The 22181-nt window shown below is 53.8% G+C and carries 35 protein-coding genes; 6 read left to right on the forward strand and 29 right to left on the reverse strand.

The genetic code is table 11. From position 1 onward, the window contains the following. Nucleotides 1–87: 87 nt before the first annotated feature. The 7 genes from GS3922_RS08645 to GS3922_RS08660 form a co-directional block, all read right to left on the reverse strand. Nucleotides 88–981 carry a DUF1028 domain-containing protein gene (locus GS3922_RS08645; RefSeq protein ID WP_063166009.1) on the reverse strand — a complete coding sequence of 298 codons (894 nt, stop codon included), beginning with the start codon at nucleotides 979–981 and terminating at the stop codon, nucleotides 88–90. 141 nt (nucleotides 982–1122) lie between these two features. Beyond that, nucleotides 1123–1254, reverse strand: a complete 132-nt coding sequence (locus GS3922_RS17245; protein WP_020959727.1) for a YjcZ family sporulation protein — start codon at nucleotides 1252–1254, stop codon at nucleotides 1123–1125. Nucleotides 1255–1287: 33 nt separating this feature from the next. Then, nucleotides 1288–1386 (reverse strand): YjcZ family sporulation protein, encoded by a 99-nt coding sequence (locus GS3922_RS17250; RefSeq protein ID WP_011231081.1) that lies wholly within the window; start codon nucleotides 1384–1386, stop codon nucleotides 1288–1290. A 131-nt stretch (nucleotides 1387–1517) separates the two neighbouring features. Beyond that, complete coding sequence (gene rarD, locus GS3922_RS08650; protein WP_063166010.1) at nucleotides 1518–2447, reverse strand: EamA family transporter RarD; 930 nt, start codon at nucleotides 2445–2447, stop codon at nucleotides 1518–1520. A gap of 180 nt (nucleotides 2448–2627) precedes the next feature. Continuing rightward, complete coding sequence (locus GS3922_RS17255) at nucleotides 2628–2717, reverse strand: YjcZ family sporulation protein (protein ID WP_108209749.1); 90 nt, start codon at nucleotides 2715–2717, stop codon at nucleotides 2628–2630. Nucleotides 2718–2807: 90 nt separating this feature from the next. Next, the gene (locus tag GS3922_RS08655) at nucleotides 2808–2993 is read right to left on the reverse strand and encodes a CorA family divalent cation transporter (RefSeq protein ID WP_225995655.1); all 186 of its coding nucleotides are present in this window, start codon (nucleotides 2991–2993) and stop codon (nucleotides 2808–2810) included. 15 nt (nucleotides 2994–3008) lie between these two features. After that, nucleotides 3009–3899 (reverse strand): cation diffusion facilitator family transporter, encoded by an 891-nt coding sequence (locus GS3922_RS08660; protein ID WP_063166011.1) that lies wholly within the window; start codon nucleotides 3897–3899, stop codon nucleotides 3009–3011. 174 nt (nucleotides 3900–4073) lie between these two features. Between GS3922_RS08660 and GS3922_RS08665 the strand changes: the two genes are divergently transcribed. After that, the gene (locus tag GS3922_RS08665; protein WP_063166012.1) at nucleotides 4074–4772 is read left to right on the forward strand and encodes a class I SAM-dependent methyltransferase; all 699 of its coding nucleotides are present in this window, start codon (nucleotides 4074–4076) and stop codon (nucleotides 4770–4772) included. Nucleotides 4773–4985: 213 nt separating this feature from the next. Here GS3922_RS08665 and GS3922_RS08670 read toward each other — a convergent pair whose 3' ends face one another. From GS3922_RS08670 to GS3922_RS08680, 3 genes are all read right to left on the reverse strand, one after another. After that, a complete protein-coding gene (locus GS3922_RS08670) occupies nucleotides 4986–5804 on the reverse strand; it encodes a M15 family metallopeptidase (protein ID WP_063166013.1) in 819 nt (272 codons plus the stop codon). Between the two features lie 33 nt (nucleotides 5805–5837). Then, nucleotides 5838–6548, reverse strand: a complete 711-nt coding sequence (gene deoD, locus GS3922_RS08675; RefSeq protein ID WP_063166014.1) for a purine-nucleoside phosphorylase — start codon at nucleotides 6546–6548, stop codon at nucleotides 5838–5840. A 281-nt stretch (nucleotides 6549–6829) separates the two neighbouring features. Then, nucleotides 6830–7234, reverse strand: a complete 405-nt coding sequence (locus GS3922_RS08680) for a hypothetical protein (protein ID WP_063166015.1) — start codon at nucleotides 7232–7234, stop codon at nucleotides 6830–6832. A gap of 131 nt (nucleotides 7235–7365) precedes the next feature. On the opposite strand from GS3922_RS08680, the gene GS3922_RS17865 reads away from it, so the two are divergent. Further along, complete coding sequence (locus tag GS3922_RS17865; RefSeq protein WP_017437412.1) at nucleotides 7366–7524, forward strand: hypothetical protein; 159 nt, start codon at nucleotides 7366–7368, stop codon at nucleotides 7522–7524. Nucleotides 7525–7559: 35 nt separating this feature from the next. Here the strand turns inward: GS3922_RS17865 and GS3922_RS17870 are convergent, their stop codons facing one another. Both GS3922_RS17870 and GS3922_RS08685 read right to left on the reverse strand, forming a co-directional pair. Then, the gene (locus GS3922_RS17870; RefSeq protein WP_168157884.1) at nucleotides 7560–7724 is read right to left on the reverse strand and encodes a hypothetical protein; all 165 of its coding nucleotides are present in this window, start codon (nucleotides 7722–7724) and stop codon (nucleotides 7560–7562) included. A gap of 119 nt (nucleotides 7725–7843) precedes the next feature. After that, nucleotides 7844–8161 (reverse strand): hypothetical protein, encoded by a 318-nt coding sequence (locus GS3922_RS08685; protein WP_063166016.1) that lies wholly within the window; start codon nucleotides 8159–8161, stop codon nucleotides 7844–7846. A gap of 156 nt (nucleotides 8162–8317) precedes the next feature. Here GS3922_RS08685 and GS3922_RS08690 point away from each other — a divergent pair, with 156 nt between their 5' ends. After that, entirely contained in the window at nucleotides 8318–9442 is a 1125-nt protein-coding gene (locus GS3922_RS08690; RefSeq protein WP_063166017.1) for a DUF2515 domain-containing protein, read from the forward strand. 32 nt (nucleotides 9443–9474) lie between these two features. On the opposite strand, the gene GS3922_RS08695 is transcribed toward GS3922_RS08690, so the two are convergent. After that, nucleotides 9475–9654 (reverse strand): YozD family protein, encoded by a 180-nt coding sequence (locus GS3922_RS08695; protein ID WP_008879287.1) that lies wholly within the window; start codon nucleotides 9652–9654, stop codon nucleotides 9475–9477. A 132-nt stretch (nucleotides 9655–9786) separates the two neighbouring features. Between GS3922_RS08695 and GS3922_RS18340 the strand changes: the two genes are divergently transcribed. Then, nucleotides 9787–9909, forward strand: coding sequence for a hypothetical protein (locus tag GS3922_RS18340; protein ID WP_257722304.1), 123 nt, complete (start codon nucleotides 9787–9789; stop codon nucleotides 9907–9909). Here GS3922_RS18340 and GS3922_RS08700 read toward each other — a convergent pair. The 4 genes from GS3922_RS08700 to GS3922_RS08715 form a co-directional block, all read right to left on the reverse strand. Then, a complete protein-coding gene (locus GS3922_RS08700) occupies nucleotides 9891–10535 on the reverse strand; it encodes a hypothetical protein (protein WP_063167359.1) in 645 nt (214 codons plus the stop codon). The genes GS3922_RS18340 and GS3922_RS08700 overlap by 19 nt on opposite strands. A gap of 131 nt (nucleotides 10536–10666) precedes the next feature. Next, entirely contained in the window at nucleotides 10667–10885 is a 219-nt protein-coding gene (locus tag GS3922_RS08705; protein WP_063166018.1) for a YozE family protein, read from the reverse strand. A 426-nt stretch (nucleotides 10886–11311) separates the two neighbouring features. Next, entirely contained in the window at nucleotides 11312–12310 is a 999-nt protein-coding gene (gene bioB / locus GS3922_RS08710) for a biotin synthase BioB (RefSeq protein ID WP_063166019.1), read from the reverse strand. A gap of 197 nt (nucleotides 12311–12507) precedes the next feature. Then, a complete protein-coding gene (locus GS3922_RS08715; protein ID WP_063166020.1) occupies nucleotides 12508–13947 on the reverse strand; it encodes an NAD(P)/FAD-dependent oxidoreductase in 1440 nt (479 codons plus the stop codon). Between the two features lie 181 nt (nucleotides 13948–14128). On the opposite strand from GS3922_RS08715, the gene GS3922_RS08720 reads away from it, so the two are divergent. Continuing rightward, nucleotides 14129–14722, forward strand: a complete 594-nt coding sequence (locus GS3922_RS08720) for a DUF502 domain-containing protein (RefSeq protein ID WP_063166021.1) — start codon at nucleotides 14129–14131, stop codon at nucleotides 14720–14722. A gap of 62 nt (nucleotides 14723–14784) precedes the next feature. Here the strand turns inward: GS3922_RS08720 and GS3922_RS08725 are convergent, their stop codons facing one another. From GS3922_RS08725 to GS3922_RS17875, 3 genes are all read right to left on the reverse strand, one after another. Further along, nucleotides 14785–15723: a magnesium transporter CorA family protein gene (locus GS3922_RS08725; protein ID WP_063166022.1), complete on the reverse strand. Its 939-nt coding sequence runs from the start codon at nucleotides 15721–15723 to the stop codon at nucleotides 14785–14787. 400 nt (nucleotides 15724–16123) lie between these two features. Continuing rightward, the gene (locus tag GS3922_RS08730) at nucleotides 16124–17404 is read right to left on the reverse strand and encodes an IS110 family RNA-guided transposase (RefSeq protein ID WP_012749092.1); all 1281 of its coding nucleotides are present in this window, start codon (nucleotides 17402–17404) and stop codon (nucleotides 16124–16126) included. Between the two features lie 385 nt (nucleotides 17405–17789). Continuing rightward, entirely contained in the window at nucleotides 17790–17936 is a 147-nt protein-coding gene (locus GS3922_RS17875) for a hypothetical protein (protein ID WP_168157885.1), read from the reverse strand. Nucleotides 17937–18118: 182 nt separating this feature from the next. On the opposite strand from GS3922_RS17875, the gene GS3922_RS08735 reads away from it, so the two are divergent. Next, nucleotides 18119–18409 (forward strand): HesB/YadR/YfhF family protein, encoded by a 291-nt coding sequence (locus GS3922_RS08735; protein ID WP_063166023.1) that lies wholly within the window; start codon nucleotides 18119–18121, stop codon nucleotides 18407–18409. A 24-nt stretch (nucleotides 18410–18433) separates the two neighbouring features. Here GS3922_RS08735 and GS3922_RS08740 read toward each other — a convergent pair whose 3' ends face one another. The 9 genes from GS3922_RS08740 to GS3922_RS08770 form a co-directional block, all read right to left on the reverse strand. Next, nucleotides 18434–18841 (reverse strand): hotdog fold thioesterase, encoded by a 408-nt coding sequence (locus GS3922_RS08740; RefSeq protein ID WP_063166024.1) that lies wholly within the window; start codon nucleotides 18839–18841, stop codon nucleotides 18434–18436. Beyond that, entirely contained in the window at nucleotides 18838–19155 is a 318-nt protein-coding gene (locus GS3922_RS08745; RefSeq protein ID WP_063166025.1) for a hypothetical protein, read from the reverse strand. Before GS3922_RS08745 ends, GS3922_RS08740 begins: the two co-directional genes overlap by 4 nt. A gap of 14 nt (nucleotides 19156–19169) precedes the next feature. Further along, complete coding sequence (locus GS3922_RS08750; RefSeq protein WP_063166026.1) at nucleotides 19170–19586, reverse strand: acyl-CoA thioesterase; 417 nt, start codon at nucleotides 19584–19586, stop codon at nucleotides 19170–19172. A 113-nt stretch (nucleotides 19587–19699) separates the two neighbouring features. Beyond that, nucleotides 19700–19927 carry a small acid-soluble spore protein Tlp gene (gene tlp, locus GS3922_RS08755; protein WP_063166027.1) on the reverse strand — a complete coding sequence of 76 codons (228 nt, stop codon included), beginning with the start codon at nucleotides 19925–19927 and terminating at the stop codon, nucleotides 19700–19702. 29 nt (nucleotides 19928–19956) lie between these two features. Next, complete coding sequence (locus GS3922_RS08760; RefSeq protein ID WP_011231056.1) at nucleotides 19957–20100, reverse strand: acid-soluble spore protein N; 144 nt, start codon at nucleotides 20098–20100, stop codon at nucleotides 19957–19959. Nucleotides 20101–20155: 55 nt separating this feature from the next. Beyond that, nucleotides 20156–20287 (reverse strand): FbpB family small basic protein, encoded by a 132-nt coding sequence (locus GS3922_RS17260; RefSeq protein WP_011231055.1) that lies wholly within the window; start codon nucleotides 20285–20287, stop codon nucleotides 20156–20158. A gap of 123 nt (nucleotides 20288–20410) precedes the next feature. Next, nucleotides 20411–20938, reverse strand: coding sequence for a TlpA family protein disulfide reductase (locus GS3922_RS08765; RefSeq protein WP_063166028.1), 528 nt, complete (start codon nucleotides 20936–20938; stop codon nucleotides 20411–20413). Between the two features lie 136 nt (nucleotides 20939–21074). Next, nucleotides 21075–21224, reverse strand: coding sequence for a hypothetical protein (locus GS3922_RS17880; RefSeq protein ID WP_008879304.1), 150 nt, complete (start codon nucleotides 21222–21224; stop codon nucleotides 21075–21077). A gap of 102 nt (nucleotides 21225–21326) precedes the next feature. Continuing rightward, nucleotides 21327–22175 (reverse strand): sulfurtransferase, encoded by an 849-nt coding sequence (locus tag GS3922_RS08770; protein WP_063166029.1) that lies wholly within the window; start codon nucleotides 22173–22175, stop codon nucleotides 21327–21329. Nucleotides 22176–22181 lie beyond the last annotated feature (6 nt).

Consider the following 22181-nt stretch of genomic DNA (forward strand, 5'->3'; position numbering starts at 1 on the left):
GGATGCCCATCATTCGGGGCATCCTTCATTGCGACGATGTCAAAACGGACAAGCCGCAAAACGTTCCGGTTGACAACCGGCTGCTGTTTAGTCCGCCGCCTTTGGCGACGGCTGTTGTTTCATATACGCCAGCACGTCAAGGTCGATCTTTCCTTTTCCCGCTTCGCGCTCTTCAAAGTTTTCCGTATGTATATACGCCGTCAGCGCCTGATGGAGCGCCTCGCTGTCCCCCGTTTTTTCCTCCGGCAAATAGCCAAGGCGGACCAGCTCGGCGGCAACTTCCTCCTTGACCGCTCCTTCAATCGCTGCCACCTTCTCCGGCCGCGGCTTCTCGAAATACAGCTGCCGCAATTGATACAGGCGGATCAGCTCCTCGATCGGCTGCGAATGGTCATCGACGCGCAAATCGATATAACGGTCATTGAAGCCGCCGTATCCCCCTCCTTCTTTTACGACAAGCAAGGCGGCCGACTGTTGGCCGCGGCGATCCCCTCCTGCCGCTTGGCCTGCTTGGAGCGCCTTTAACAGCCGTTCGGCGAGCGGGCCTTTCGTCTGTTCAAACGTTTTTCCCATCGCCAACACGGTTTCCTCTCCAGCTAAAATGTTGCCTTGGGCTGCATAGTTCGGACCGGTGATGCCGCCGGCCCACGAATAACATTTTTTCCCGGTGAACGTCGCCGCCCGGCCTTTGGCGTCAACGATGCCGACTTGCCGCAAATCGCGCTCGCTGTCATCAGCAATGAGCCGTTCGAGCGTTTCTTGTGCCGTTTTTCCTTCGGCCATCCACTCGAGGCCGCGCGGGCCGTACGACGTGTTGGCGTACGACTGCGTCGCCACCGCCCCGACGCCTGCTTTCGCCCATGGCACAACCGCGCCAACGCCTAAAAATTTCGACTGGACAGCAATGCCAAGCTCCCCGGTCGCCGGATCGAACGCGACGATCGAAAACGTCGCGACCACGTCTTTCGGAATGCGTTTCATTTTCCCGCCCTCCACGTTGCGCTGAATTTTTTATTCTCCTTTATAGTTCTCCTCTTCCCTCCGGTCTTCCTGCCTCTTTCAAAAAAATGACGGGGGAAACGGCCGTTGCCCGGCCGCCTCCCCCGCTTGCCCATCATCTGCTTAGCACCAAGTTGCCCCGACGATAATGAGCAAAATAAACAGGACGACGATCAACACGAAACCGAAGCCGTAACCGCCGTAGCCCGGATAACCGAAGCCATAGCCGCCCCAGCCGTAGAAGCCATATGGCATATTCGTCACCTCCTTGCTAACAGGTAGGGTTCATTAATACACCCAACCACCGATACATGCACATCCGACAATAATTAACAAGATGAACAGAACGACGATCAGCGCAAACCCGCCGCCGTAAGCTGCACCCATTTGCCAGCACCTCCTTCGTTTTTGTACTAGTAGACTATTCACGGAGCGGGGAATTGGTTAGGTGTTTCGGCAAAAATGGGTATTTGCCGCGCGGGGGCAAAAAGAAAGACGGCCCGCCATCCGGGCCGCCGTTACGCTTGCAGCGAATTTTGCTTCCATTTTTTTCGCTCCGGCGCCTGCCTAATTTGTACGATAGAAAACAGGATCAACGCCGCCCAAATGCAGCTGAATGCGTACAAATGGGCTTTCGTGAACGGTTCACCGAACAAAAAAACGCCAAGGAGAAGGCTGATCGTCGGCGAAATGTATTGCAAAAAGCCGAGCATTGTCATCGATACGCGCTGTGCCCCTTTGGCAAAATACAAAAGCGGCACAGCGGTGGCCGGTCCAGCTCCAGCAAGGAGCACCCATTGCCACCATGCCGCTGCCCCGATGAGCGCCGGCGTTTCGTTGTATAGCCATACTAAGTAAATGACCGAAATCGGCATCACCGCCATCGTTTCCAACGTCAGACCGACGGATGAGTCAACGCTCGCCAACTTTTTCACTAAGCCGTAAAATCCGAATGACAAAGCGAGCGATAGAGCCACCCACGGAAATGAACCGTATTCCACTGCCATCACGGCCACGCCGACCGCAGCGAGAAAAAAGGCGATCCATTGCCCAGCGCTTAGCCGTTCGCGCAATACCACCGTCCCGAGCGCCACACTGACCAGCGGGTTGATATAATAGCCGAGGCTGGCTTCAACGATACGGTGATGGGTCACTGCCCATATGTAAATAAACCAGTTGGCGCTAATGAGCAGCGCAGCGGCGGAAATCCCCCACGCTAACGCCGGCCGGCGGCGCATCGCCCCAAGCTCTTGGCGCCAGGCAGCGAGCCGTCCAGTCGCCGCCAAAAGAATAACCATAAAGCCGAACGACCAAATGATGCGATGGGCCAAAATCTCAAGCGCCGGACGCGCCTCAAGCAGCTTCCAATAGAGCGGCAGCACCCCCCATAACAAATACGAGGCGGCGGTATATAGGATCCCTTGTTTTTCTTCACTAAGATGCCCCACGTCATGATCCCCTTTTCCTTAATATCTCCGTTCCATTATACCGCCGCTGCCTAATTTTATCTATACAAAAGTCCGGCGGGCCACAGCAAAACGGGGCGGCGCCCGTCCCCGTTCCCTTGCAGCCTTGCTTGGCCGCGCCGTTTGACTTGTTTCCGCTTTTATGTTTTTTCAGGCTGCCGCTTACCAACCGACACAAGCACAACCGACAATAATCAATAAAATGAACAAGACGATCACAAGTGTATAACCGCTGCTGACGAAACCGCTCATAGCGGGCACCTCCCTTATGGATTCACGGGACCATCATATGCGCCCGCCCGCCCAAATGGCCGGGCAAATGCCCACTTTCCGGAAAAACCCCTATTTTTCTTTCGTCCCCGTCTCCCCCCACCAACCTTTTCGTTTGAAATAGAGGGCGATGAGCGCGGCGACAGTAGCCATAAGGAGCAACGCGAGCGGAGGATAACCGTATCTCCATTTCAGCTCCGGCATGAACGTAAAATTCATGCCATGTTGGCTGTACCGGAAACGCTCGCTGCGGAGCACCGGCAAGCAGGTGTCTTACCCTTGCCGATCCACCTGCGCTTCCGGCTCGACATGGACGTGCGTCGCCCGGATGTTATGCCGTTTTTTCATCAGCCGTTCGACTTCGTCGGCGATTTCATGACTTTTCGCCACTGTTAAGCGCGAATCGACGCGGATCGTCACTTCAAGCACAATATCGTTGCCTAGCGTGCGCGCCTTAATGTCGGCAACATCGCGCACACCGCCCACCGCAGCGATTTCTTCGCGGTAAACGGCGAGCTTCCTTTCATCAAAACCGTCGGTCAACGTATGCGCCGTTTCCATAAAAACTTCCCATGCCGTTTTGCAAATGATCGCGCCGATGATGAGCGCCGCCAGCGGGTCAAGCCATGGCCACTCGAGCCGCGCCCCGACGATGCCGATCGCCGCTCCGGCGCTGACAAGGGCATCCGATAAGTTGTCTTTCGCCACGGCGGCGAGCGCCGCACTGTTCGTCCGCCGCGCCAACCGGGCATTGACGGCGTAAATAAGGAGCATGACTGCTGTCGAGGCGAGGGCGACCGCCGCCGCCAGCCAATCAGGGGCGGCCTTCTTTCCGCCATGAAGAAGCGTACCGGCGCCGCTGATGACAACATCAATGCCGATCGACATCATTAAAAAGGCGGCCAAAAGCGACGAGATGTTCTCCGCCCGCGAATGCCCGTACGGATGATTACGATCGCGCGGTTTTTTGGCGATTTTCATGCCGATATAGACGGCCGCTGAAGCGATCACATCGCTCAAATTATTCCAGCCGTCCGCCTTCACTCCGTCCGATCCAGCGGCTGACCCGGCGAAAAGTTTGCCGGCCGCCAGCAAAAGATAAACAGCGATGCTTAACAGCGCGCCGGCCTCAGCCCGTTGTTTCCATTCCACATGCTTCACCAACCTAGCCGTTTCATTCTTGCACGTATCAGTGTACCAGCTTGATATCGGTTGAGTCTACAGCAAGAAAATTGCCTCCCTTCACGAGTATAGAGACAAGCAAACTTTTTTGCCTAAAAACAAAATCGAACTCTTTTGCGTATGATAAACCAATTCAAGCGAAAAGGGGAGAAACAGATGACTTCGTATTTGAACTGGTTGGCGGAAATGGGGATCGACGGCGCCCATCCAGGCGGCTTTGAGTTAACAAAAAATATATTACGTAAACTTCATATTGACCGTTCATCCTCAGTGCTTGACGTCGGCTGCGGAACGGGGCAGACCGCCGCGTATATTGCCGAACAGTACGGGGCGGATGTGACAGCGATCGATCTCCATCCAACGATGATCGCCAAAGCGAAACAGCGCTTTGCCGCCATGGCTGTTCCGGTTCGCCTGCACCGCGCTTCGGTCGAAGCGCTGCCGTTCCCCGCTGAAACATTTGACCTCGCGCTTTCTGAGTCGGTGCTCGCCTTCGTTTCACTGCCGAAAGCGCTCGCCGAAATTCGTCGGGTGCTGAAAAAAGGCGGCACGTTCATCGGCATCGAAGCATGTCATGAGCGGTTAACCGGCGCCGCGCAGCAGCGAATCACCGCTTTTTATGGCTTCCGGCAGCTGATGACGCCGGCCGAGTGGAAAGGGACGCTTGAACAAAGCGGATTTCGCTGCCGCCATTTTTCCTACACAGCCGCGGCAGAAGCACCGAGCCAAGGGGCGCCGCTCATCATCGCCTTTCCTTCGACACCGGAGATGGCCAATATGTGGCAGACGCATCAGCAGCTGACGGCACAGTTCGGCGACCGACTCGGCTATTGCATCTTTTGGTGCGAAACATAACCTTCATGCAGCCATCGCCGCCGCGCCAAACAAAATAAGGTGTCCTCTTTCGAGTCAGTGAACAGCACGGCTAGCCTAAAAGGACGCCTTTCTCCATGAGAGACATAAAATGTTGTCCTGCAGAAAACGTTCATCATGTATGCAGCAATGAAAAAAGGGGGCCCTGCCGCTTTTGCGACACCCCCGTCCAAACTTTTTGAACTCTAGTTCTGCTTACACTTTTTTTACTGTTTGAAAATATTCTTCAAGCGTCAAGCCGCGCTCTTTGATCACTGCGGCCGCCTTCCGCCCGACATAACGGATATGCCACGGCTCATACTTGTAGCCGGTCACCGCTTCCTTTCCTTTCGGGTAGCGGATGATGAACCCGTACTCGTGCGCATGGGCGGCAACCCATTGCCCTTCTTTTGTCGCTCCGAACGCCTCCGTCAGCTGATAGCCGGCCGAGCGGCTGCTAATGTCGACCGCAAGCCCGGTTTGGTGCTCGCTTTGCCCCGGATGGGCGACCGCTTGGACGGCTTTTTCTTTCCCTTTTTGCCGCACTTCTTCGGCAAAAACCACCTGCTGCCGTTCATACGACCGATAGGCGGAGACGGCCACAAGTTCAATGCCGTCGCGGCGGGCAGCGGCAAACATCTCTTCAAGCGCCGCAGCCGCCTCAGCCCGCATATGCCGCTTTTCTGCCTTCGGGTCATCAAACGAAAACGGCACGCGCGGCACGACTAAGTCGGCCGGCTTGTAGCCGGGCGGAAGCGACTGTTCTTTATTGACAAGCACTAAAATGTTGTCCGGATTCATGATCACCTTTTGCCCATTTTGCACCTTGATGACGTTCCAATATTTCTCCTCAAGCTGCAAGTCGGGGTCAACCGGACGGTCGTCTGCCTTGCCCGATCCATCGCCGCCGGGCTGCACCGCGCTTTCCGGAGGCTGTCCGGATGGGCCGGCTGGGCTGCGGTCGCCGCTTTCCCCTGTTTGGCAGCCGGCGAGCAATAGGCACGCCAGCATTGCCGCTTGCCATCGCTGTTTCATTCGTCTTCCCCTTTTCCGTTTCCTAGCAAGTCGTTACACACCGCTGCGGATCGCCGCTTCGAGCGCCACTTCAATCATTTCATTAAACGTCGTTTGCCGTTCTTCGGCCGTCGTCTCTTCCCCGGTGACAATATGATCGCTTACGGTCAGCACAGACAACGCCCGGCAGCCGAATTTCGCCGCCAGCGTATAGAGCGCCGCCGTTTCCATTTCGACAGCCAGCACGCCGTAGCGCGCCCACGTTTCCCAGTTTGGCTCATCGTTGTAAAACAGATCTGCCGTAAAGACGTTGCCGACTTTGAGCGCCAGCCCTTTTTCCACGCCAACGTCATACGCCGTCCGCAGCAAGTGGAAATCAGCCGTCGGCGCGTAATCGCGGCCGCGGAAAATGAGCTGGTTCATGTTCGAATCCGTTGAGGCGCTCATCGCCAAAATGACGTCGCGCACGCGCACATCCGGCTGAATCGCTCCACATGTTCCGACACGGATGAGCGTCTTGACTCCATAACTTCGAATTAATTCATTGACATAAATTGAAATGGATGGCACACCCATCCCGGTTCCTTGTACGGAAACGCGGTGCCCTTTATACGTTCCGGTAAAACCAAGCATGCCGCGCACTTCGTTGTAGCATGCCGCTCCTTCTAAAAACGTCTCAGCAATATATTTGGCACGCAGCGGATCGCCCGGCAGCAAAATGCGCTCGGCAATCTCCCCTGGCTTTGCTCCGATATGTACGCTCAATGTGATTCCTCCTTCTGTTCAAACGATCATGATCGAGTCAGACTCTTGTTTATCATATCATATGTTTGCGGAAAATGGCAGTCTCGTCTCGAGTAGCTGGGGCAGCGAGCGGGTATACTATTCGTGCCCACTTGGCGGGAAAGGAGGAAAGACGGTGAAAAAGAAACTAGAGCAGGCGGTGGAATACGCCAATAAAACAAATCCATCGTCAAAAGCAAACAACCAACCGTCGACGTCAAAAAAAGAAAAGACAAAATTTTAAGGGAGAACTGCTCTCCCTTTTATGACGTTTTGGAACGGTAATCGTCGCGGTGGCGGCGCGCTAAATACCTTTCGTTGATATACAGCACTTTTTTATCTTTGCTGCGCGTATATTTCTTCTCGCGCCCACGCCGCCTGGCGAGCAGCCAGCAAGCCAGCAAATACAGCGGCAAAATCAGCTGCATCGCTCCGGCGAAAACGTACCAAAATCCGCTAATATCAGCCAGGTCGCGCAAGTAAACGTCAATGCCGCCAAACCGATAGTACATCGCAGCGACAATGGCAGCAACGGCGACGATATTGGCGGCGTGGAGAAGAGGAATGCTTCTCCAGCGGAACAAAAACCGCTCGACCTGCCCTTTGATCCAAAGCGACGCGGCGATCAAGACAACGCATAAAAGCAGCGACAACGCAAGTGCGGCCATCGTTTCGTCCCCTTCCCACATCTCTTCTATTCGGATCCGCCCGCCTGAGGCCGCTTGCAAACATTTTCCGCCGATGAACCCCCCTTTTGCCGCATACACTAACGACGACAACGGTTCAAGGAGGGAACACGATGGGCAAAAAACACCGCAACCGCATTAACGGGCAGAAAAAGAATAACCATATTCCAAAAGAGGCGTTGATCGCCGAAGACGCGGCGCACGCCAAAGAATATTCCGCCGCCGGCGGCCGGAAAAACGGTCCAGGCCATCACGACAACCCCGAATCATAATTAATCGTAGAAACCCTTGTGCCACACAAGGGTTTCTATCGCGGTTCCGACGGTTCGACTTCGTCCCAAGCAAGCGTGACGACTCTCGTATAGTCTCCGCGTTCGATTTCTTCTTTCGTTGCTTTTTCGTTCAGCTCCTCGTCATCATCAATTCCTGGCGCCACCGTCGGCGCATCGCGGCGCTGGCTGTGATTTTCCACCGAATCCGCCCCCTTTCCTTTCTTATCCGTTCCCTAAACCGCCAGGCTTTATTCGGTATTTTTTCTTTTATTATACCATCATCAGCCATCAACGCGCGATTATATTTTTGAATATTCCGTCAACAAACACGCTGGCGCTCTACCGGTTGCCAGCCATCCGGGCAGAGGCGGTAATACGTCTGTCCTTTCCGTCCTTCGTCGATGAGCACAATATCGCCCGTCCCCATAAACCGGGCCTGGCAGTTTTTCGGCATCAAATCCGCCACGTTAAACATCCGGTACAAGATCGACAACGCCTCGTGATGATCAGCCGCCGTCACCGTAAGCCGGCATACTTGACGATAGCCTTTCGTTTCCCCGAAGCGCGGCGTTTGAAAAATGGCCGCTTCATAAGCGCGTTTTGCCATCCACATCTTTTTCCCCCATAAACGAACCATTGTTTTCCTCTCCCTTCCCCTGATAATCGACCGTCTGTATCCTATACTATTAGTGATTGCGTTTGTCGATTCCTTCGGCAAAACGGCGCACCTTTTGTCGAAGCGGTCGTAGTCTTTTTGACAAAATCCGCGACCTATGCAAGGAGGGACACCTGGATGCCGACTCGTCTGCTCGCCTTATTGCACCGCCCGCTCCAATACGCGTACCGCTCTTTTTTATACCGCCACCCGGTTCGCCTCGCCGATGCCGACTTGCTCCGCCGGATGATGACCGCCCGCCTTTCCCCTTCGCCTCCTCGGCAGCTCAGTGCCGAGGAGGCAGCCATCGTCGCCGCCATCCGGCGGAAAACAGCGGAACATAACCGCAACAACGTCACGCGTACGGCGGCCTATTTGGCGTTTTTCGAGCGCCATTTGGAAATGCACTGGGCGTTTTTGGCTCACCTCGTCTCGCGTAACGGCGGCTGGAACATGACCGACTTGCGCGGCGGCCTCCTGCCGTTGTTGTTGCCAAAAGAAACGGTCGCGCCGCTCTTTTTGTTTCTGGAGCGAGCCAATGCGCTCATTTTTCACGACGCTTATCCGCAGCTTTTGTTGTATGAGGAAAGCAAGCGCCAAGGAACGCCGCTGTTTCATTTGCTGCCGTTTTTCTCCGTCTCTTCGTTTATGAAGCCGCTTTGGGAACATTTTTGGAAAACGGGCGACGCCGCGCTGCTTACCGTCGCGTTAATTATTAACGAACAGCAGTACATCCAGCTTCGCGTCATTGAACACCCGTTTTTCCGCGCCCGTGTGCTGTCGAGCTGGCCGTTTATCGCCGAGCAATGGCTCGGGTTCAATGATGTGCTCATCCCTCTAGCCCGCGGCCGCAGCGGCGCTTTAGTTGGAACGACCGTGCGCGATTTTTCTGATGTTCATCACCGCATTCACATCGGCAAAACGCTGTACAGTTTGCTGCTGTTTGATCCGCGCCTGTTTCGCCGCGCCTACCGCTTTGCCCGCTGCGTTCCCCATAGCGGCTCGCGCGCCGACTATTGGCCGCAAACGTTTGCCGCAACATATGATGGACGCCGCCTGTACAGCCCTCGTCTCGAGGCCGCCTGGCCGGATCTTGCGCACTCTTTTGACGACCGGCGCGACTGGTTCACTGATGACACGATCATGCGGGCGCTTGAGACGCTTCCGCTGCCGGCCTCGGGCGAAATGACAGACCGCTACAAGCGGCATTTGGCCATGATGAAAGCGGCCGCCATCGCGGCGGCCAAGCCGGCGGGCGTCTAATCCCGCCTCGAACATCATAAAAACGACGAGGGTTACTCGTCGTCGACATCAATTTCTTCATCGATAATGCATTTTTCTAGCAAATAGTCAAACGTAATATCGGCGAGCTCCTCAAGCTCCTCCTGCGTCGGCACAAAGCCGCGGCGAATGAGTTCTTGGTAAAAAAACTCGGCGATTTCCTCCGTGTCAATAATCACTTCAATTTCCTTCACCGCATCTCGCCCCCTTTGTAATGTTGTATGTCGCCGCCTTCCGTTTTATGTCAAAAATCATGTTGTACTACTTTTTCTGTCTTCGCCATACATATGTACTAAACAAAACAAACATACGGAGGGCGGAACGAAATGGACAAGCTGACTACATTGGATAAAATGATGGAAACAGTTGTCAACGGGCTGGCTGCGCTCGTCATCTTCGCCGGCATTCCATATTTTCTCTTTATTCTTTGTCAGTTTCTATTATGGTGATTGACGATCGCTTGTAAACGCTGAACAACCGTTTCCATCATCCGTTTATATTGATCATCGCCAAACCATTCATACAGCGCTTTATAGTCGTTGTACATATCGAGCAGCTCGTCGACCGACGGTCCGCTGTTTTCGCCATTAGTCAGCGGCAGCAAAAGCGACGCGTTCATCGGTGTGGCGATGACAATGTCCTGCACGAGCGTGACGGACGTTTCCTCCCCGTCGGCAAGCGGAATAATGTCTTCAAGATGAACTTCAATTTCCCAGCCGTCCGTCAGCCGCTTCAATTCATAAATCGTCTCTTCCCATCCTTCCCCGTAGTAGCGGTAAATTTCCGTCCGCACCCCGACGACTTTGAACAAATGGCCGCCATAATCGCGGACGCGGACAATTTCACCAAGGAAAAACGGCAGCTCAATTTCAATTTCCTCAGCGATCCATAAATCGCCTGTAAACTCAGACAATAAAACGAGCGCCTGCTCGGTAAACAAACTGTGGCCATGGTTAATTTCGTATAAAAACGTGCCGTCAATTTGTTGGATATCGGTGACGGTCCCGACCGTTCCGTACAATGTGTTGACAACGATATCACCGACGGAAAATTTCGGGCGTTTCGGCGCGCTCATCGGCATCTCCCACCCTTTTGAACAAATGGTTAGTATAGTATATGCATGCATGAAAGGGTGGACACCTTTGCCAGCGCGGAAAAAGCGGTTTGAAAGCGCTCCCAATACACAAAACAGGAGCGTTTTCCTAGTTACGCTTCATGCAAAAACTGCTCCCACAGTTCATCAAAAATGACCATGCTTTCCAAATAGTCGCCGTGTAACTCCAAATAGACGCTTAATTCTTCATAATCCGCTGATCCTTTCGGAAAGCTGTGGTCGTCATACGCCCCGTTCGCAAACCGCACGACCGGGTCTTCTTCACGCCCGTGGCGGAAGCGCAATAAATAGCGGTAAAACGATCTTGCCATGTTTCCCCATCCTCTTCCTTTCTCTTTGTTGCTATTATAATGAGCTTTTTCATGTTTGTGAAGCCTTTTTTCGCCGCTTGTATTGCCATCGTACGCGCTAAGCCTGCTTTTCATGCCAAAGATCGAGGACTTTCATGAATCTACATGCAACCGTCCTTTCCGTCATACGAGCGAAGAAGCGCGAATATCCTAGCCTTCCCCACTAATCGGGCTGCCTTCGATCATAAAGCCCCCGCGCATAGGCCGCCGCTCCCGGCATGCCGTCTCCGCCTGTCACCACCTCGAGCAGCGCGCATGAAAAAAGAGTGTCCCGAAAGCAGCCGGGACACCCTTGTCCGTTGCTAGATACGCACTGAACACTTCGGTAATACCATATCTTCCATCTTTCTTAAGGAAAGGCGGCCTTTGAGGCCACCCCCTCAACCGTTATACAGCGCCGGCTTGCGGCGCCGGAGCAAACTCGATCTCAAACCCAAGGTCTTCAAGCATCTTGTAATCGGCCGACTTTTCCTGCCCGGCGGTTGTTAAATAATCGCCGACGAAAATGGAGTTGGCGGCATACAGACCGAGGGGCTGAAGCGAGCGCAAATTCACTTCCCGTCCGCCGGCGATGCGAATTTCTTTTGTCGGGTTCATATAACGGAACAGCGCCAACACTTTTAAGCAATAACGCGGATTCAATTCATTCGTTCCGGCGAGCGGCGTCCCGTCGATCGCATGCAAAAAATTGACCGGAATCGAATCGGCATCGAGCGCCCGCAGGCTGCGCGCCATATCGACAACATCTTGCCTCGTTTCTTTCATGCCGATAATGACGCCCGAGCACGGCGAAAGCCCCGCTTCCTTCACCGTTTCGACCGTCCGCACCCGGTCATCATATGTATGAGACGTCGTAATATGCGGATGGTGTTGTTTCGACGTGTTAATATTATGGTTGTAGCGGTCCACCCCCGCCTCTTTCAGCCGCGCGGCTTGTTCCGGCTTTAACATCCCAAGGCAGGCGCACACTTTCAGCCCGAACCGTTCCTTAATTTCTTTGACGGCGGAAACGACCGCGTCTACTTCCTTATCGCTCGGTCCGCGGCCGCTCGCGACGATGCAATACGTTCCGATGCGCAAACGGTGCGCCTCTTCCGCCCCACGTAGCAACGTTTCTTTATCGATCATTTTATACGTCTTCACCGGTGCCGTCGACACGGCGGACTGCGAACAGTAGCCGCAGTTTTCCGGACAAAGGCCGGATTTGGCGTTGATGATCATGTTCAATTTCACCTTATTTCCATAATAAGTCGAGCGGATTCGGTACGCCCCTTGCAAAAGAAGGAGCAGCTCCTCGTCCGGACAGTCGAGCATCGCCAGCGCCTCTTCATCAGCCAGCTCGTACCCTTCAATCACTTGTTCGGCTAATGACAGCCAATCAGCCATCTTTTCCTCTCCCCTTTCCCATCATTACATTTATCGTAGCGGACAAAATCGATTATTGTCAACCTATTTTTGTTTTCTGTTTACCAAATCGTACAGCAGCCAAACCACCATGCTTCGGCGTGATGAACAGCCGCCTTCAGCCCATGCAAACAAAACAGGCTGCCGTTCTTAGCGACAGCCTGTCTCGTTTCGTTCGCTTAACGCGTCAATTTTTCAACGATGTCGCGGGCGATCCAAACGCCGCAAGCGCTTGCCTGAGCGAGGCCGCGCGTAATGCCGGCGCCGTCGCCGCCGACATACAGCCCGGCGATTTCCGTTTCAAACCGATCGTTCAGTTTTGGCCGCGCTGAATAAAACTTCGCCTCAACGCCGTAAAACAGCGTATGCTCAGACGCGAGCCCCGGAGTGACATGATTGAGCGCTTCTGTCATTTCGATCAAACTTTTCATCGTGTTGTACGGCAGGACAAGGCCTAAATCGCCCGGCACCGCTTCTTTTAACGTCGGTTCAATAAACCCTTCCTTGATCCGTTTCTCCGTCGATCGCCGCCCTTTTAAAATGTCGCCGTATTTTTGCACGATGATGCCGCCGTTAGACAAGGCGTTCGCCAGCCGGGAAATGTCACGGGCGTATTCGTTCGGCTTATCAAACGGATCGGAAAATTTGTGCGAGACAAGAAGCGCAAAATTCGTGTTGTCGCTGCCGAGCTTCGGATCTTTGTACGCATGGCCGTTGGCAAGCATAATGCCGGAATGGTTTTCGACGACCACATGCCCGGACGGATTGCTGCAAAACGTCCGCACTTGCGTCCCGACTGACGTGTTGAAAATAAATTTTCCCTCATATAAATGCTCGTTAATTTCCTGCATCACAATGTTCGACGTTTCGACGCGCACCCCGATATCGACTTGGTTGTTAATCATCCGCAGACGGCGCTTGCGCAACACTTTGTTCAGCCAGACCGAGCCGTCGCGCCCCGGGGCGATGACGACTTTTTCTGCCGTCAACGTTTCACCGTCTTTCAGCACGACCCCTTTCACTTCATGGCCGCCTTCCGTCCGTTCCGTCACGATGTCATCCACTTCTGTTTGAAAGCGCATCGTAATTCGCTCGCGCAAATATTCAAAAATGCTTTGTAAAATTGCTAAGTTTTGCTCTGTTCCTAAATGGCGGACATAAGCGCGCAGCAGCTTCAGCCCGGCGGCATAAGCGCGCCGCTCGATCTCTTTCACTTTGTCTGTCATCGGATCGGTCATCGACGTCGTCGCCCCGTGTTTTAAGTTGATTTCATCCACATAACGGATGAGTTCAAGCACGGTTGAAGCCGGCAAATAATCGGTCATCCAGCCGCCGAATTCGCTCGTGATGTTGAACTTGCCGTCCGAATACGCTCCAGCCCCGCCGAAGCCGTTCGTAATCGAACAGGCGGGCACACAGCCGGCATAATCTTTTTTGCCGGCCGGCGGCGGGCATTTCTCAATTTTTTTCTGCAAAATCGGACAGTTGCGCTTATATATATCATGCCCTTTGTCAATCAGGAGCACGTTCGCCCCGGGCAGTTTGAGCGTCAGTTCATAACAGGTGAAAATACCGGCCGGCCCGGCGCCGACCACAATCACATCGTAATGATTGGTCATTGTGCCATCCCCCATTTCTTATATTCCATTCGGAAGTATACGAGACATTCATTGATTCGTCAAGAAAAAATACGAACTTTTTATGTAAATTCGGTCATGAACGTTCGATTTTATTGCTAGTTGTGCAAAACGAAAAAAATTGGTATGGTGAGAGAAGACATAAGGAAAGGGAGGAGAACGGATGCGCTTTTTTGTGAAAAATTTTGTAAACGGCATGCTGACGATCGTGCCGATTTTGTTAGCGGTGTATGTGTGCTACAAAGTGTTCGCTGTATTGGACGGGCTGCTTGGCCAGTACGTCCGCCCGTATTTGGACGGCCGCTACATCCCCGGCCTTGGCTTGCTCGCCACGGTTGCGCTCATCACGGTGTGCGGCTGGCTGTCGACGCAATATGTAAGCGGCCGCCTCATTCGGCTTGTCGAGCGGTTGCTTGAAAGCATTCCTTTGATGAAGACCGTTTATTCGGTCGCGAAAGATACGATCGCTTCCTTCGTCGGGGAAAAACGGTCATTTTCGCAAGTCGTGCTCGTTACGGTGCCCGAGAGCGGCTGGAAATGCCTCGGCTTTATTACAATGGACGATGTCGGCGCGTGGCACGATCCGCTTGCTGATTATGTTGCTGTTTATATTCCACAGACATTTCAAGTCGCCGGGCTTACCCTTCTCGTCCCGAAAGAGCAGGTCGAAGTCATCGACATCTCGCCGGAAGAAGCAATGAAGTTTATCCTCTCCGGCGGCGTCGCGGCCCGCAAGCAAAAACGGCTGCCCCAATGACAGGGCAGCCGTTCATATTGCCAGCCGAAATACGTGTTTGCTGACGAGAATTCGTTCGACCGTCAAAAATATCGTTTTTTCCAAAAAATGTACGCGGTCGCCGCCGACAGCGAACCGGCGAGCACCATGGCGACGGCAAAGGCGTACGGGGAGTGCTGGAACGGAATCGGCACGTTCATGCCGTAAAAACTCGCCACCATCGTTGGCAACGAAATGACGATCGTAATGGCAGTCAAAAACTTCATCACGATGTTTAAGTTGTTCGAGATGACCGAAGCGAACGCATCCATCATGCCGCTTAAAATGCTGCTGTACACTTCCGCCATTTCGATCGCCTGCTTGTTTTCAATAATGACGTCTTGCAGCAAATCTTGGTCATCTTCGTACATGCGCAAATAGTTGAGGCGCATGAGCCGTTCCATGACGATATTGTTCGCTTTCAGCGACGTCATAAAATACACTAAGCTTTTTTCCATGCTAAGAAGCGAAAACAGCTCCTTGTTTTTCATCGACTGGTGCAGCTCTTTTTCGATTTCGCTCGTCCGCCGGTTGATTTGCTTCAAATAGCGCAAATAATACGTCGAAATCATGTAGAGCATTTGCAAGGCGAACCGCGTTTTCATAAACGTGTAAAAGTTTTTGATCTTGTTTTTTGAAAATTCCTCAAAAATCGGATTTTCTTGTAAACAGACGGTGATAAAGCATATATTCGTAATAATCATGCCAATCGGAATCGTTTCGTATATCGGGCCGTCGATCTCGTCATGGGCGACGATCGGGATGTCGACGATAATCAACACATGGTTATCCTCTTTTTCGATGCGCGACCGCTCTTCGTCGTCAAGTGCGTCTTTGATCGAGTCGATCGGAATGTCCAAATGGTGGGCGATGTAACGAATTTCGTCCTCCGTCGGGGCGACGAGGTTGATCCAGCAGCCGTTTTCAATCCGGTCGATTTCCCGCATTTTGCCGCTGGCATCGGACAAATACATTTTCATCATCTAGCATCCTTCCTCCCTCTAGAAATGTTGATCTATCAAGGCTTTTCGGCCTCTCAGGGGTGTCCAAAAAATATTTTTCGACAAAATCCCTTACATCCTTTTTCAGTTTTGTGGATATCTTACAGACCTAGGGTGCGCTTCGCGGCCACGTCTGGTTATATTTTCCTGCCGCGGGGGGAAGCATATTCGATGCACCCTTTGGATCTCCGCGTCGCTGATGAGGACGAACCCTCCCATGTCTCCGGGCGTCTTCGCGCCAACATTCCCTCGTTCGGTCTCGTCATCAGGCGGAGGCCGGCCAAGCTCCTTTAGGGACTCAAGGTCGAATCGATGAAATCACGCCAGCTTCTCCGGTGTCATCTCGTTGTCCAACGATTCTTCCGTTCGCAGGGGGGAGGCCTTAGGCCGCCCGTTGCACCTGGGACAAGACGTCCTGTTTCATTCGCTCCGCGTCAAACGCTTGTTTCTTCGTACAAATCGCAAACAGCACATTCAACAGCTTCCGGCACAAGGCGACGATGGACTGCTTTCCGGTCAGCGGATTGACGGATCGGGTCGTATAATACTCATGCAGCTCGCGAAACGCCTCGTTATGCCGAATCAGCGGAATCATCGCCCGAAACAGCACCGAGCGCAACCGTTTCCGTCCCCGTTTGGAGATGTGCTTTTGCCCTTTGCGCTGGCCGGAGGAGTTCTCCTTGAGCGTCAGGCCCGCCAACTTCACCAATTGGCGCGGGTCCCGATAATGGGCGAAGCTGCCGATCTCCGCCAGCAGATCGATGATCGTGGCGTCTCCCAACCCGTCGACCGTTTTCAACCATTGGTACTCCATCGTCGTTTGAACCAATGCCTTCAACTCGGCGTCCAGTGCAGCGATCTCCGCCTCCAATTGGCGGTATCGGCGGACGAGCGCGGCGATCTCAAACCGGGCCATCGCTGTCCCTTCCGTCACCCCAATCGAGTCCTTCGCGGTGTTGATCAACGCCTGAATTTTGGCCTTCTGCGGGCATTTCATCCCTTCGCTTTGCCGGTACACCTCAAGAAGCTCCTCCACCGTCCGGCCGGCCATATCAGCCGGAAGCGGCGTCCACTCCAACACCGAAAGCGCCGTTTTCCCCAAGTCACGAAACACGGTCCAAAACTCTGGAAAATACCGATCCGTCCAGCGGACGATCGCGTTTTTCACCGCCGTCTGTTCCTTGCGGAGCTTCTCTTTGAGCGTGCTCCCCACGCGCAAATCGGCTTCAATCTCGTGCAGCAGCCGGGGAACGAGGAATCGTCCGTCTTTTGCCAGTCTGGCAATGACCAGGGCGTCTTTGGCGTCGTGTTTCGTCGGCAGGTTGTCATCAAGTTCTTTCGACCGGCACACATGCGCCGGGTTGACCATGACCAACGGGATCCCGTGCTCCTCGAGGAAGTAGGCCAGGTTCAACCAGTAGTGCCCGGTCGGCTCCACGGCGACGATCACCTCTGACTTCCCGAACGCTTGCATCGCCCCCTGAATCGCTTTATACAGCTGTTGAAACCCCTCTTTCGACTGGAAGATCGGGAACGATTTGCGAAGCACGCGCCCCCGGTCATCCACGAAGCAGGCGTAGTGGGTTCGTTTCGCGATATCAATACCCACGACAAGCGTTTGTTCGGTTACTTGATCAATTTTATAGTTTTGTGTACAATTCATCTGAAGTCCTCCTTGGTATGGTGAGTGATGTGGTTGACACCCCTGTATCATACCAAGAGGGCTTTTTTTGATCAAGTCCCCGGAAAAGCTCCTAACGGGAATGCTCCTTTTCACGCGAGGAAGGCGGCGGCTCTTCCTTTCCGTCCGGAGCCCGTTTTCGTATGATGAGCAGCGGGCGAGAAAAGGAACAGGCCGCGTTCCCCGCTATATTCGGGTTCCGGTTCGTTCGAGCTTGAACTACTCATATACGAAAACGCCACTCCTTTCAAAAAATATCCCTCAAATAATGATAGCGCGGACCGGCCCATTTGTATAGTAGCTGCCATAAAAAAAAGCAGCCTACTGGCTACTTTATTCATCAAAACCCATTGCTGTTCCGGCTGCCTTATTCACTTGATGGCGTCGTGTTGAAAAAATCGGGCGCTTGTTTGCCGGTTGGTTGTCGTTCCGAGCGGTGCGGATGTGTTTTGCTGTTTTTCCCCATCACCCCGTCGGATTCGTAGCTTAGCGCAAATGGCCGCTTTTTATTCACCGTCCTCACCTCCTTCGCTATTACTGTTTGCCGCCATCCGCTATTTTACTCAGGCGAGTGAAGGCAAGAGGCCACCACTTTGTGGAAAGCGTTTGAACCTGACATTGTCAGCCAATGTTCACACAATCGTTTTACCGGCCGCCGCCTATTCGCTTATAATAAACAAGTGAGGAGGGGAAGCCATGAACATTGTGATCACGAAAAAAGCGTTTGATTGGTACAAGCGGGAGCTCGGATTGAAGCCGGGCGATGCGATTCGCTTTTTCGCCCGCTACGGGGGATGCAGCACCGTGCAAAAAGGGTTTTCGCTCGGCATGGCGAAAGACGAGCCGGCAGGAGAGCCAGCGGCGCAGACGACGGTTGATGGCGTGACCTTTTTTGTCGAAGATAGCGACCAATGGTATTTTGACGGGCACGATTTGACGATCGATTTGGACGAAAAAGGCGATGAACCGGTATTTTTGCTCCAATAAACGGCGAAAAAGCTAGCCTTGGCGCTAGCTTTTTCGAATGATGGCGATCGTGCAGCGGGAGACGCAGACGAGCTGCCCTTGTTCATCGGTGATGCGTATATCCCACACCATCGTCGTCCGGCCGCGGTGCAGCACTGTTCCCGTTGCCGTCACCGTTCCGCTGCGGACAGCGCGAATATGGTTTGCATTAATTTCCAATCCAACGACGTTTTCTGTTTGCGGATCGACAAGCGCATACGCGCCGATGCTCGCCACCGTTTCAGCGAGCGCGACCGAGGCGCCGCCATGCAGGAGTCCGGCCGGCTGGTGCGTGCGCCGATCGACCGGCATCGTCGCCACGACGCGTCCTTCGCCGAGCTCGACCAGTTCGATGCCGAGCGTGTCGATTAACGTATGTTTCGCCATTTCTTTCACTGCTGCCAAATCGATCATGATCCCTTCTTCCCCCGTTTCGTCAACCGTTCCAGCTCATCAAGCCGCCCTTCTTGCCGCAAAATGCGCACTTGCGTCTCACCGAGCAAATCAAAGTGCGGAAACTCGTTGCGCCGGTCGATCCACTCTTCTTTCAGCCCGTATTGCCGCCCCCAAGCGGCCAGCTTATCGATGTCGCCGCAGCCGACTTTCGTCACCGTCGTGCAATGCGGAAACCGTTCGTCATACCAATAATGGGTCAAAAAGGCGATTTCCCCGCGCTTTACTTTCTCTTTCCACGCCGCGAGTTCATGCCGGCGGATGCCAAACGCCATCGCACCGCTCCCCTTTACCGTTTCGCCCGCTCGTACGCTTCGTGCCAGTCGGGAAAATATTTGCGAATGACGATCGGCCGAAACGTCTCGCGCCTGACGCAAACGTGCTGCGACTTGCCGGTCACCGCCACTTCGCCGTCCGGGGCGAGAATTTCGTAGCCATACGTGACACGGATGCCGTCATAAGCGTCGATCCATGTGCGGACGGTCGCCGTCTCCCCGTAGTGAAGCGGTTTTTTGTACGACACTTGCAAGTCGATGACCGGCGAAATGACGCCCTCTTTCTCCATCTCGGCATAATGGAAGCCAAGCTGTTTGATTAACTCCGTGCGCCCCACTTCCATCCAAACTAAGTAGTTCGCATGGTAAACGACGCCCATCTGGTCCGTTTCCGCATAGCGCACTTCGATTTGTTTTTCTGCTACTTTCACGTTCGTTCTCCCTCCATTTTTTGCCGGGCCTCCTCTTTATGTTACCACTCGTCCGTCCGCCGGCTCAAGCGGCAAGCAGAAAAAATGAAGCCGCCCGATTCGGGCAGCTTCGGTTATTGGTAGCCGTGTTCACGTGCAGCCGCTTCATCTTTAATTTCCGCGCGCATGGCGGCAATCGCTTCCTCGCGGCGGCGATTTTTCTCGCGAATTTGCTCCCGCTCTTCGGGGGAAGCAAACTGCATGGTTTCTTCGGCTTTTTCGATGTTTTCAATTGTATTTTGCACCATATCTTGCAACTTTTCAACGTTGTCGCTGCGGTCATCCGGTTTCGGACGTGGCATGACGCTTCCTCCTTCACGCGAGTTTCGGTTCATTCACCCTTCGTTTGGATGACTTGGGCGTGCTGGCCGGATTGGTCTTGCATTTGTTTGCCTTTGTTTCCCCCAGCGGCGCGAGGCTGTGTTCCGATATGGTTCGGCACAAAATGTTTGCGGCTTCCTTTCGGATTGCTCATCATCTTCGCCTCCTCGCCATCTAGTCTGTCCGCCCGGAGGACCGCTATGCATGGGTTATTCTGCTTTCTTGAGCATCCGCTCTTCCAGCTTTTTCTCGATCTTTTCGAGCGCTTCCCGGTCATTTAACAATTGTCGCTTATTCTCGCTGATCAATTCTTGGAGAGTCATTTTGCGGGATCGTCTCATCGCTCCAACCTCCCCTCATTTTTATTGTAATCCTATTCATGCCCAAAAAAGATAAAAATTATGACAACTTTTCGAAAAATAACGAATCAAGAAAAAAGCCCTTTCGCTAAAACCAGCTGATGGTTAACGAAAGAGCGCTGTTTCTTTCTCGAGCTGAGCGGCGGTCACCGGACCGACGATTTTTTGCCGGATGACGCCGTTCGGATCGATGATATACGTCGTTGGAATCGTTTGAACCCGATATTGATGGAGCGCCTCGCCGCGGACATCGAAAGCGACCGGCAGCGTCAGCTTCCCGCTTTTTACAAATCGCTCCGCGTTATCGAGCGTGTCTTGTGTGGTCAAATGGACAGCGAGCAACATGACTTCACGGCCATGCTGTTTGTAAAACTTCTCAAGCTCCGGCATTTCCTTTTTGCACGGCGGACACCATGACGTCCAAAAGTTAAGGACGACCGCCTTGCCGCGCAAATCGGACAGCTTGACCGGCTCGCCGCCAAGCGTCGGCATCGTCAAGTCGGGGGCTGCATGGCCGATTTCCGGGCCGATTTCGGTTTCGCTTGTCCCATTCGGTTTCTCGGCGGCCATCGCATCCCAAAGGCCGTAGCCGGTGACGGCTAAAAACAAAAGAACGAGCAACCATTTTCGCACCTTTTTCCCTCCCTGCCGGCCAGCGCCCCGCTTCGCGTCCAGCGCCCTTTGCCGTTCTGTCCATGATTATAGCACATACGTTTGTCTTTGCCAACGCTGCTGCTCACGACAAAAAACGAGGGGCGCGCCCTCGTCGTTACCGGATGTTCTTATGGTCATTTTTCATTTTTTCCGCTTCCACTTCAGCGTAGGAAGCGAATTCGCTCGTCCATTCGTTAAAGCCGTTTTTCTTTTTCGCATTGTTGTTTCGTTGGGCATTAGCATTGCCGAGCTTTGTCCGGCCCATGCGCTCTCCTCCTCTTGTTCAGTCGGTTCACGCATAGTATCGCCCGCCGGAGAAAAACTATGCGCAGGCCCAAGCGTTCGTAGCTAGACGTTTAGAAAACACTTATGCAGAAGATGATGGATCGCCCGTTTCGACCGGATGATCCGGGTAGGAAATCCAGTCGCTGAAACTGCCGACATACAACCGGACATTTCGGTAGCCGGCTTCTTTTAAGGCGAGCACGTTCGGACAGGCGGTGACACCGGAGCCGCAGTAGACGATCAACGGCGTACCGCGGTCAAGGTCGGCGAAGCGCGCCGCTTGATCGGTTGCGCGTTTCCAGTAGCCGTCTTCTTCCACCCCATCTTTCCAAAACCGGTGCACCGCTCCCGGAATGCGGCCGGGACGGCGGTCGATCGGTTCTTCTAAGCCGGCGTACCGCTTCCACTCGCGCGAATCGATGAGCACGGCCGAGCGGTTGCGCACAGCGGCGCGCACATCCTCAACCGTTGCGAGCCATGATCGGTCGGGCCGCGGCTGAAACCGCCGCGGCGCTACCGCAGGAATAGCGTCCGTCACCGGGCGCCATTTCCTTTTCCATTCGCTGTAATTGCCGTCTAACACGTAAACGCGCTCATGGCCGAAATAGCGAAGCAGCCACCAACAGCGCGCGGCCATCGCCCCATCTTGATCATCGTAGACGATGACCGTCACCGTTTCATCGATGCCGGCGCGGCCAAACACGGCGGCCGCTTGAGCGGCCGATGGCAGCGGATGACGTCCGCCATGCTCCGACACCGGACCGGACAAATCGCGCTCCAAATCCATATACACTGCACCGGGAATATGATCGTCTCGGTAAACGGATGCGCCTTTAGACGGGTCACCGAGCCAAAACCGGCAATCAAGAACGCGGATGTTTTCCTCGGACAAATGGGCGTGCAGCCATTCGTGGGAAACAAGAGACGCCATGTTCTT

The sequence above is a fragment of the Geobacillus subterraneus genome (assembly GCF_001618685.1).
GTDB classification, from domain to species: Bacteria; Bacillota; Bacilli; order Bacillales; family Anoxybacillaceae; genus Geobacillus; species Geobacillus subterraneus.

Excerpts from the sequence above, each read along its gene's own strand:
- GS3922_RS08645 (WP_063166009.1), bottom strand. The coding sequence starts at position 981 with ATGAAACGCATTCCGAAAGACGTGGTCGCGACGTTTTCGATCGTCGCG.
- GS3922_RS17245 (WP_020959727.1), bottom strand. The coding sequence starts at position 1,254 with ATGCCATATGGCTTCTACGGCTGGGGCGGCTATGGCTTCGGTTATCCG.
- GS3922_RS17250 (WP_011231081.1), bottom strand. The coding sequence starts at position 1,386 with ATGGGTGCAGCTTACGGCGGCGGGTTTGCGCTGATCGTCGTTCTGTTC.
- GS3922_RS17255 (WP_108209749.1), bottom strand. The coding sequence starts at position 2,717 with ATGAGCGGTTTCGTCAGCAGCGGTTATACACTTGTGATCGTCTTGTTC.
- GS3922_RS08665 (WP_063166012.1), top strand. The coding sequence starts at position 4,074 with ATGACTTCGTATTTGAACTGGTTGGCGGAAATGGGGATCGACGGCGCC.
- GS3922_RS08670 (WP_063166013.1), bottom strand. The coding sequence starts at position 5,804 with ATGAAACAGCGATGGCAAGCGGCAATGCTGGCGTGCCTATTGCTCGCC.
- GS3922_RS08680 (WP_063166015.1), bottom strand. The coding sequence starts at position 7,234 with ATGGCCGCACTTGCGTTGTCGCTGCTTTTATGCGTTGTCTTGATCGCC.
- GS3922_RS17865 (WP_017437412.1), top strand. The coding sequence starts at position 7,366 with ATGGGCAAAAAACACCGCAACCGCATTAACGGGCAGAAAAAGAATAAC.
- GS3922_RS08685 (WP_063166016.1), bottom strand. The coding sequence starts at position 8,161 with ATGGTTCGTTTATGGGGGAAAAAGATGTGGATGGCAAAACGCGCTTAT.
- GS3922_RS08690 (WP_063166017.1), top strand. The coding sequence starts at position 8,318 with ATGCCGACTCGTCTGCTCGCCTTATTGCACCGCCCGCTCCAATACGCG.
- GS3922_RS18340 (WP_257722304.1), top strand. The coding sequence starts at position 9,787 with ATGGACAAGCTGACTACATTGGATAAAATGATGGAAACAGTTGTCAAC.
- GS3922_RS08700 (WP_063167359.1), bottom strand. The coding sequence starts at position 10,535 with ATGAGCGCGCCGAAACGCCCGAAATTTTCCGTCGGTGATATCGTTGTC.
- GS3922_RS08705 (WP_063166018.1), bottom strand. The coding sequence starts at position 10,885 with ATGGCAAGATCGTTTTACCGCTATTTATTGCGCTTCCGCCACGGGCGT.
- bioB (WP_063166019.1), bottom strand. The coding sequence starts at position 12,310 with ATGGCTGATTGGCTGTCATTAGCCGAACAAGTGATTGAAGGGTACGAG.
- GS3922_RS08715 (WP_063166020.1), bottom strand. The coding sequence starts at position 13,947 with ATGACCAATCATTACGATGTGATTGTGGTCGGCGCCGGGCCGGCCGGT.
- GS3922_RS08720 (WP_063166021.1), top strand. The coding sequence starts at position 14,129 with ATGCGCTTTTTTGTGAAAAATTTTGTAAACGGCATGCTGACGATCGTG.
- GS3922_RS08725 (WP_063166022.1), bottom strand. The coding sequence starts at position 15,723 with ATGATGAAAATGTATTTGTCCGATGCCAGCGGCAAAATGCGGGAAATC.
- GS3922_RS08730 (WP_012749092.1), bottom strand. The coding sequence starts at position 17,404 with ATGAATTGTACACAAAACTATAAAATTGATCAAGTAACCGAACAAACG.
- GS3922_RS08735 (WP_063166023.1), top strand. The coding sequence starts at position 18,119 with ATGAACATTGTGATCACGAAAAAAGCGTTTGATTGGTACAAGCGGGAG.
- GS3922_RS08740 (WP_063166024.1), bottom strand. The coding sequence starts at position 18,841 with ATGATCGATTTGGCAGCAGTGAAAGAAATGGCGAAACATACGTTAATC.
- GS3922_RS08745 (WP_063166025.1), bottom strand. The coding sequence starts at position 19,155 with ATGGCGTTTGGCATCCGCCGGCATGAACTCGCGGCGTGGAAAGAGAAA.
- tlp (WP_063166027.1), bottom strand. The coding sequence starts at position 19,927 with ATGCCACGTCCGAAACCGGATGACCGCAGCGACAACGTTGAAAAGTTG.
- GS3922_RS08760 (WP_011231056.1), bottom strand. The coding sequence starts at position 20,100 with ATGAGCAATCCGAAAGGAAGCCGCAAACATTTTGTGCCGAACCATATC.
- GS3922_RS17260 (WP_011231055.1), bottom strand. The coding sequence starts at position 20,287 with ATGAGACGATCCCGCAAAATGACTCTCCAAGAATTGATCAGCGAGAAT.
- GS3922_RS17880 (WP_008879304.1), bottom strand. The coding sequence starts at position 21,224 with ATGGGCCGGACAAAGCTCGGCAATGCTAATGCCCAACGAAACAACAAT.
- GS3922_RS08770 (WP_063166029.1), bottom strand. The coding sequence starts at position 22,175 with ATGGCGTCTCTTGTTTCCCACGAATGGCTGCACGCCCATTTGTCCGAG.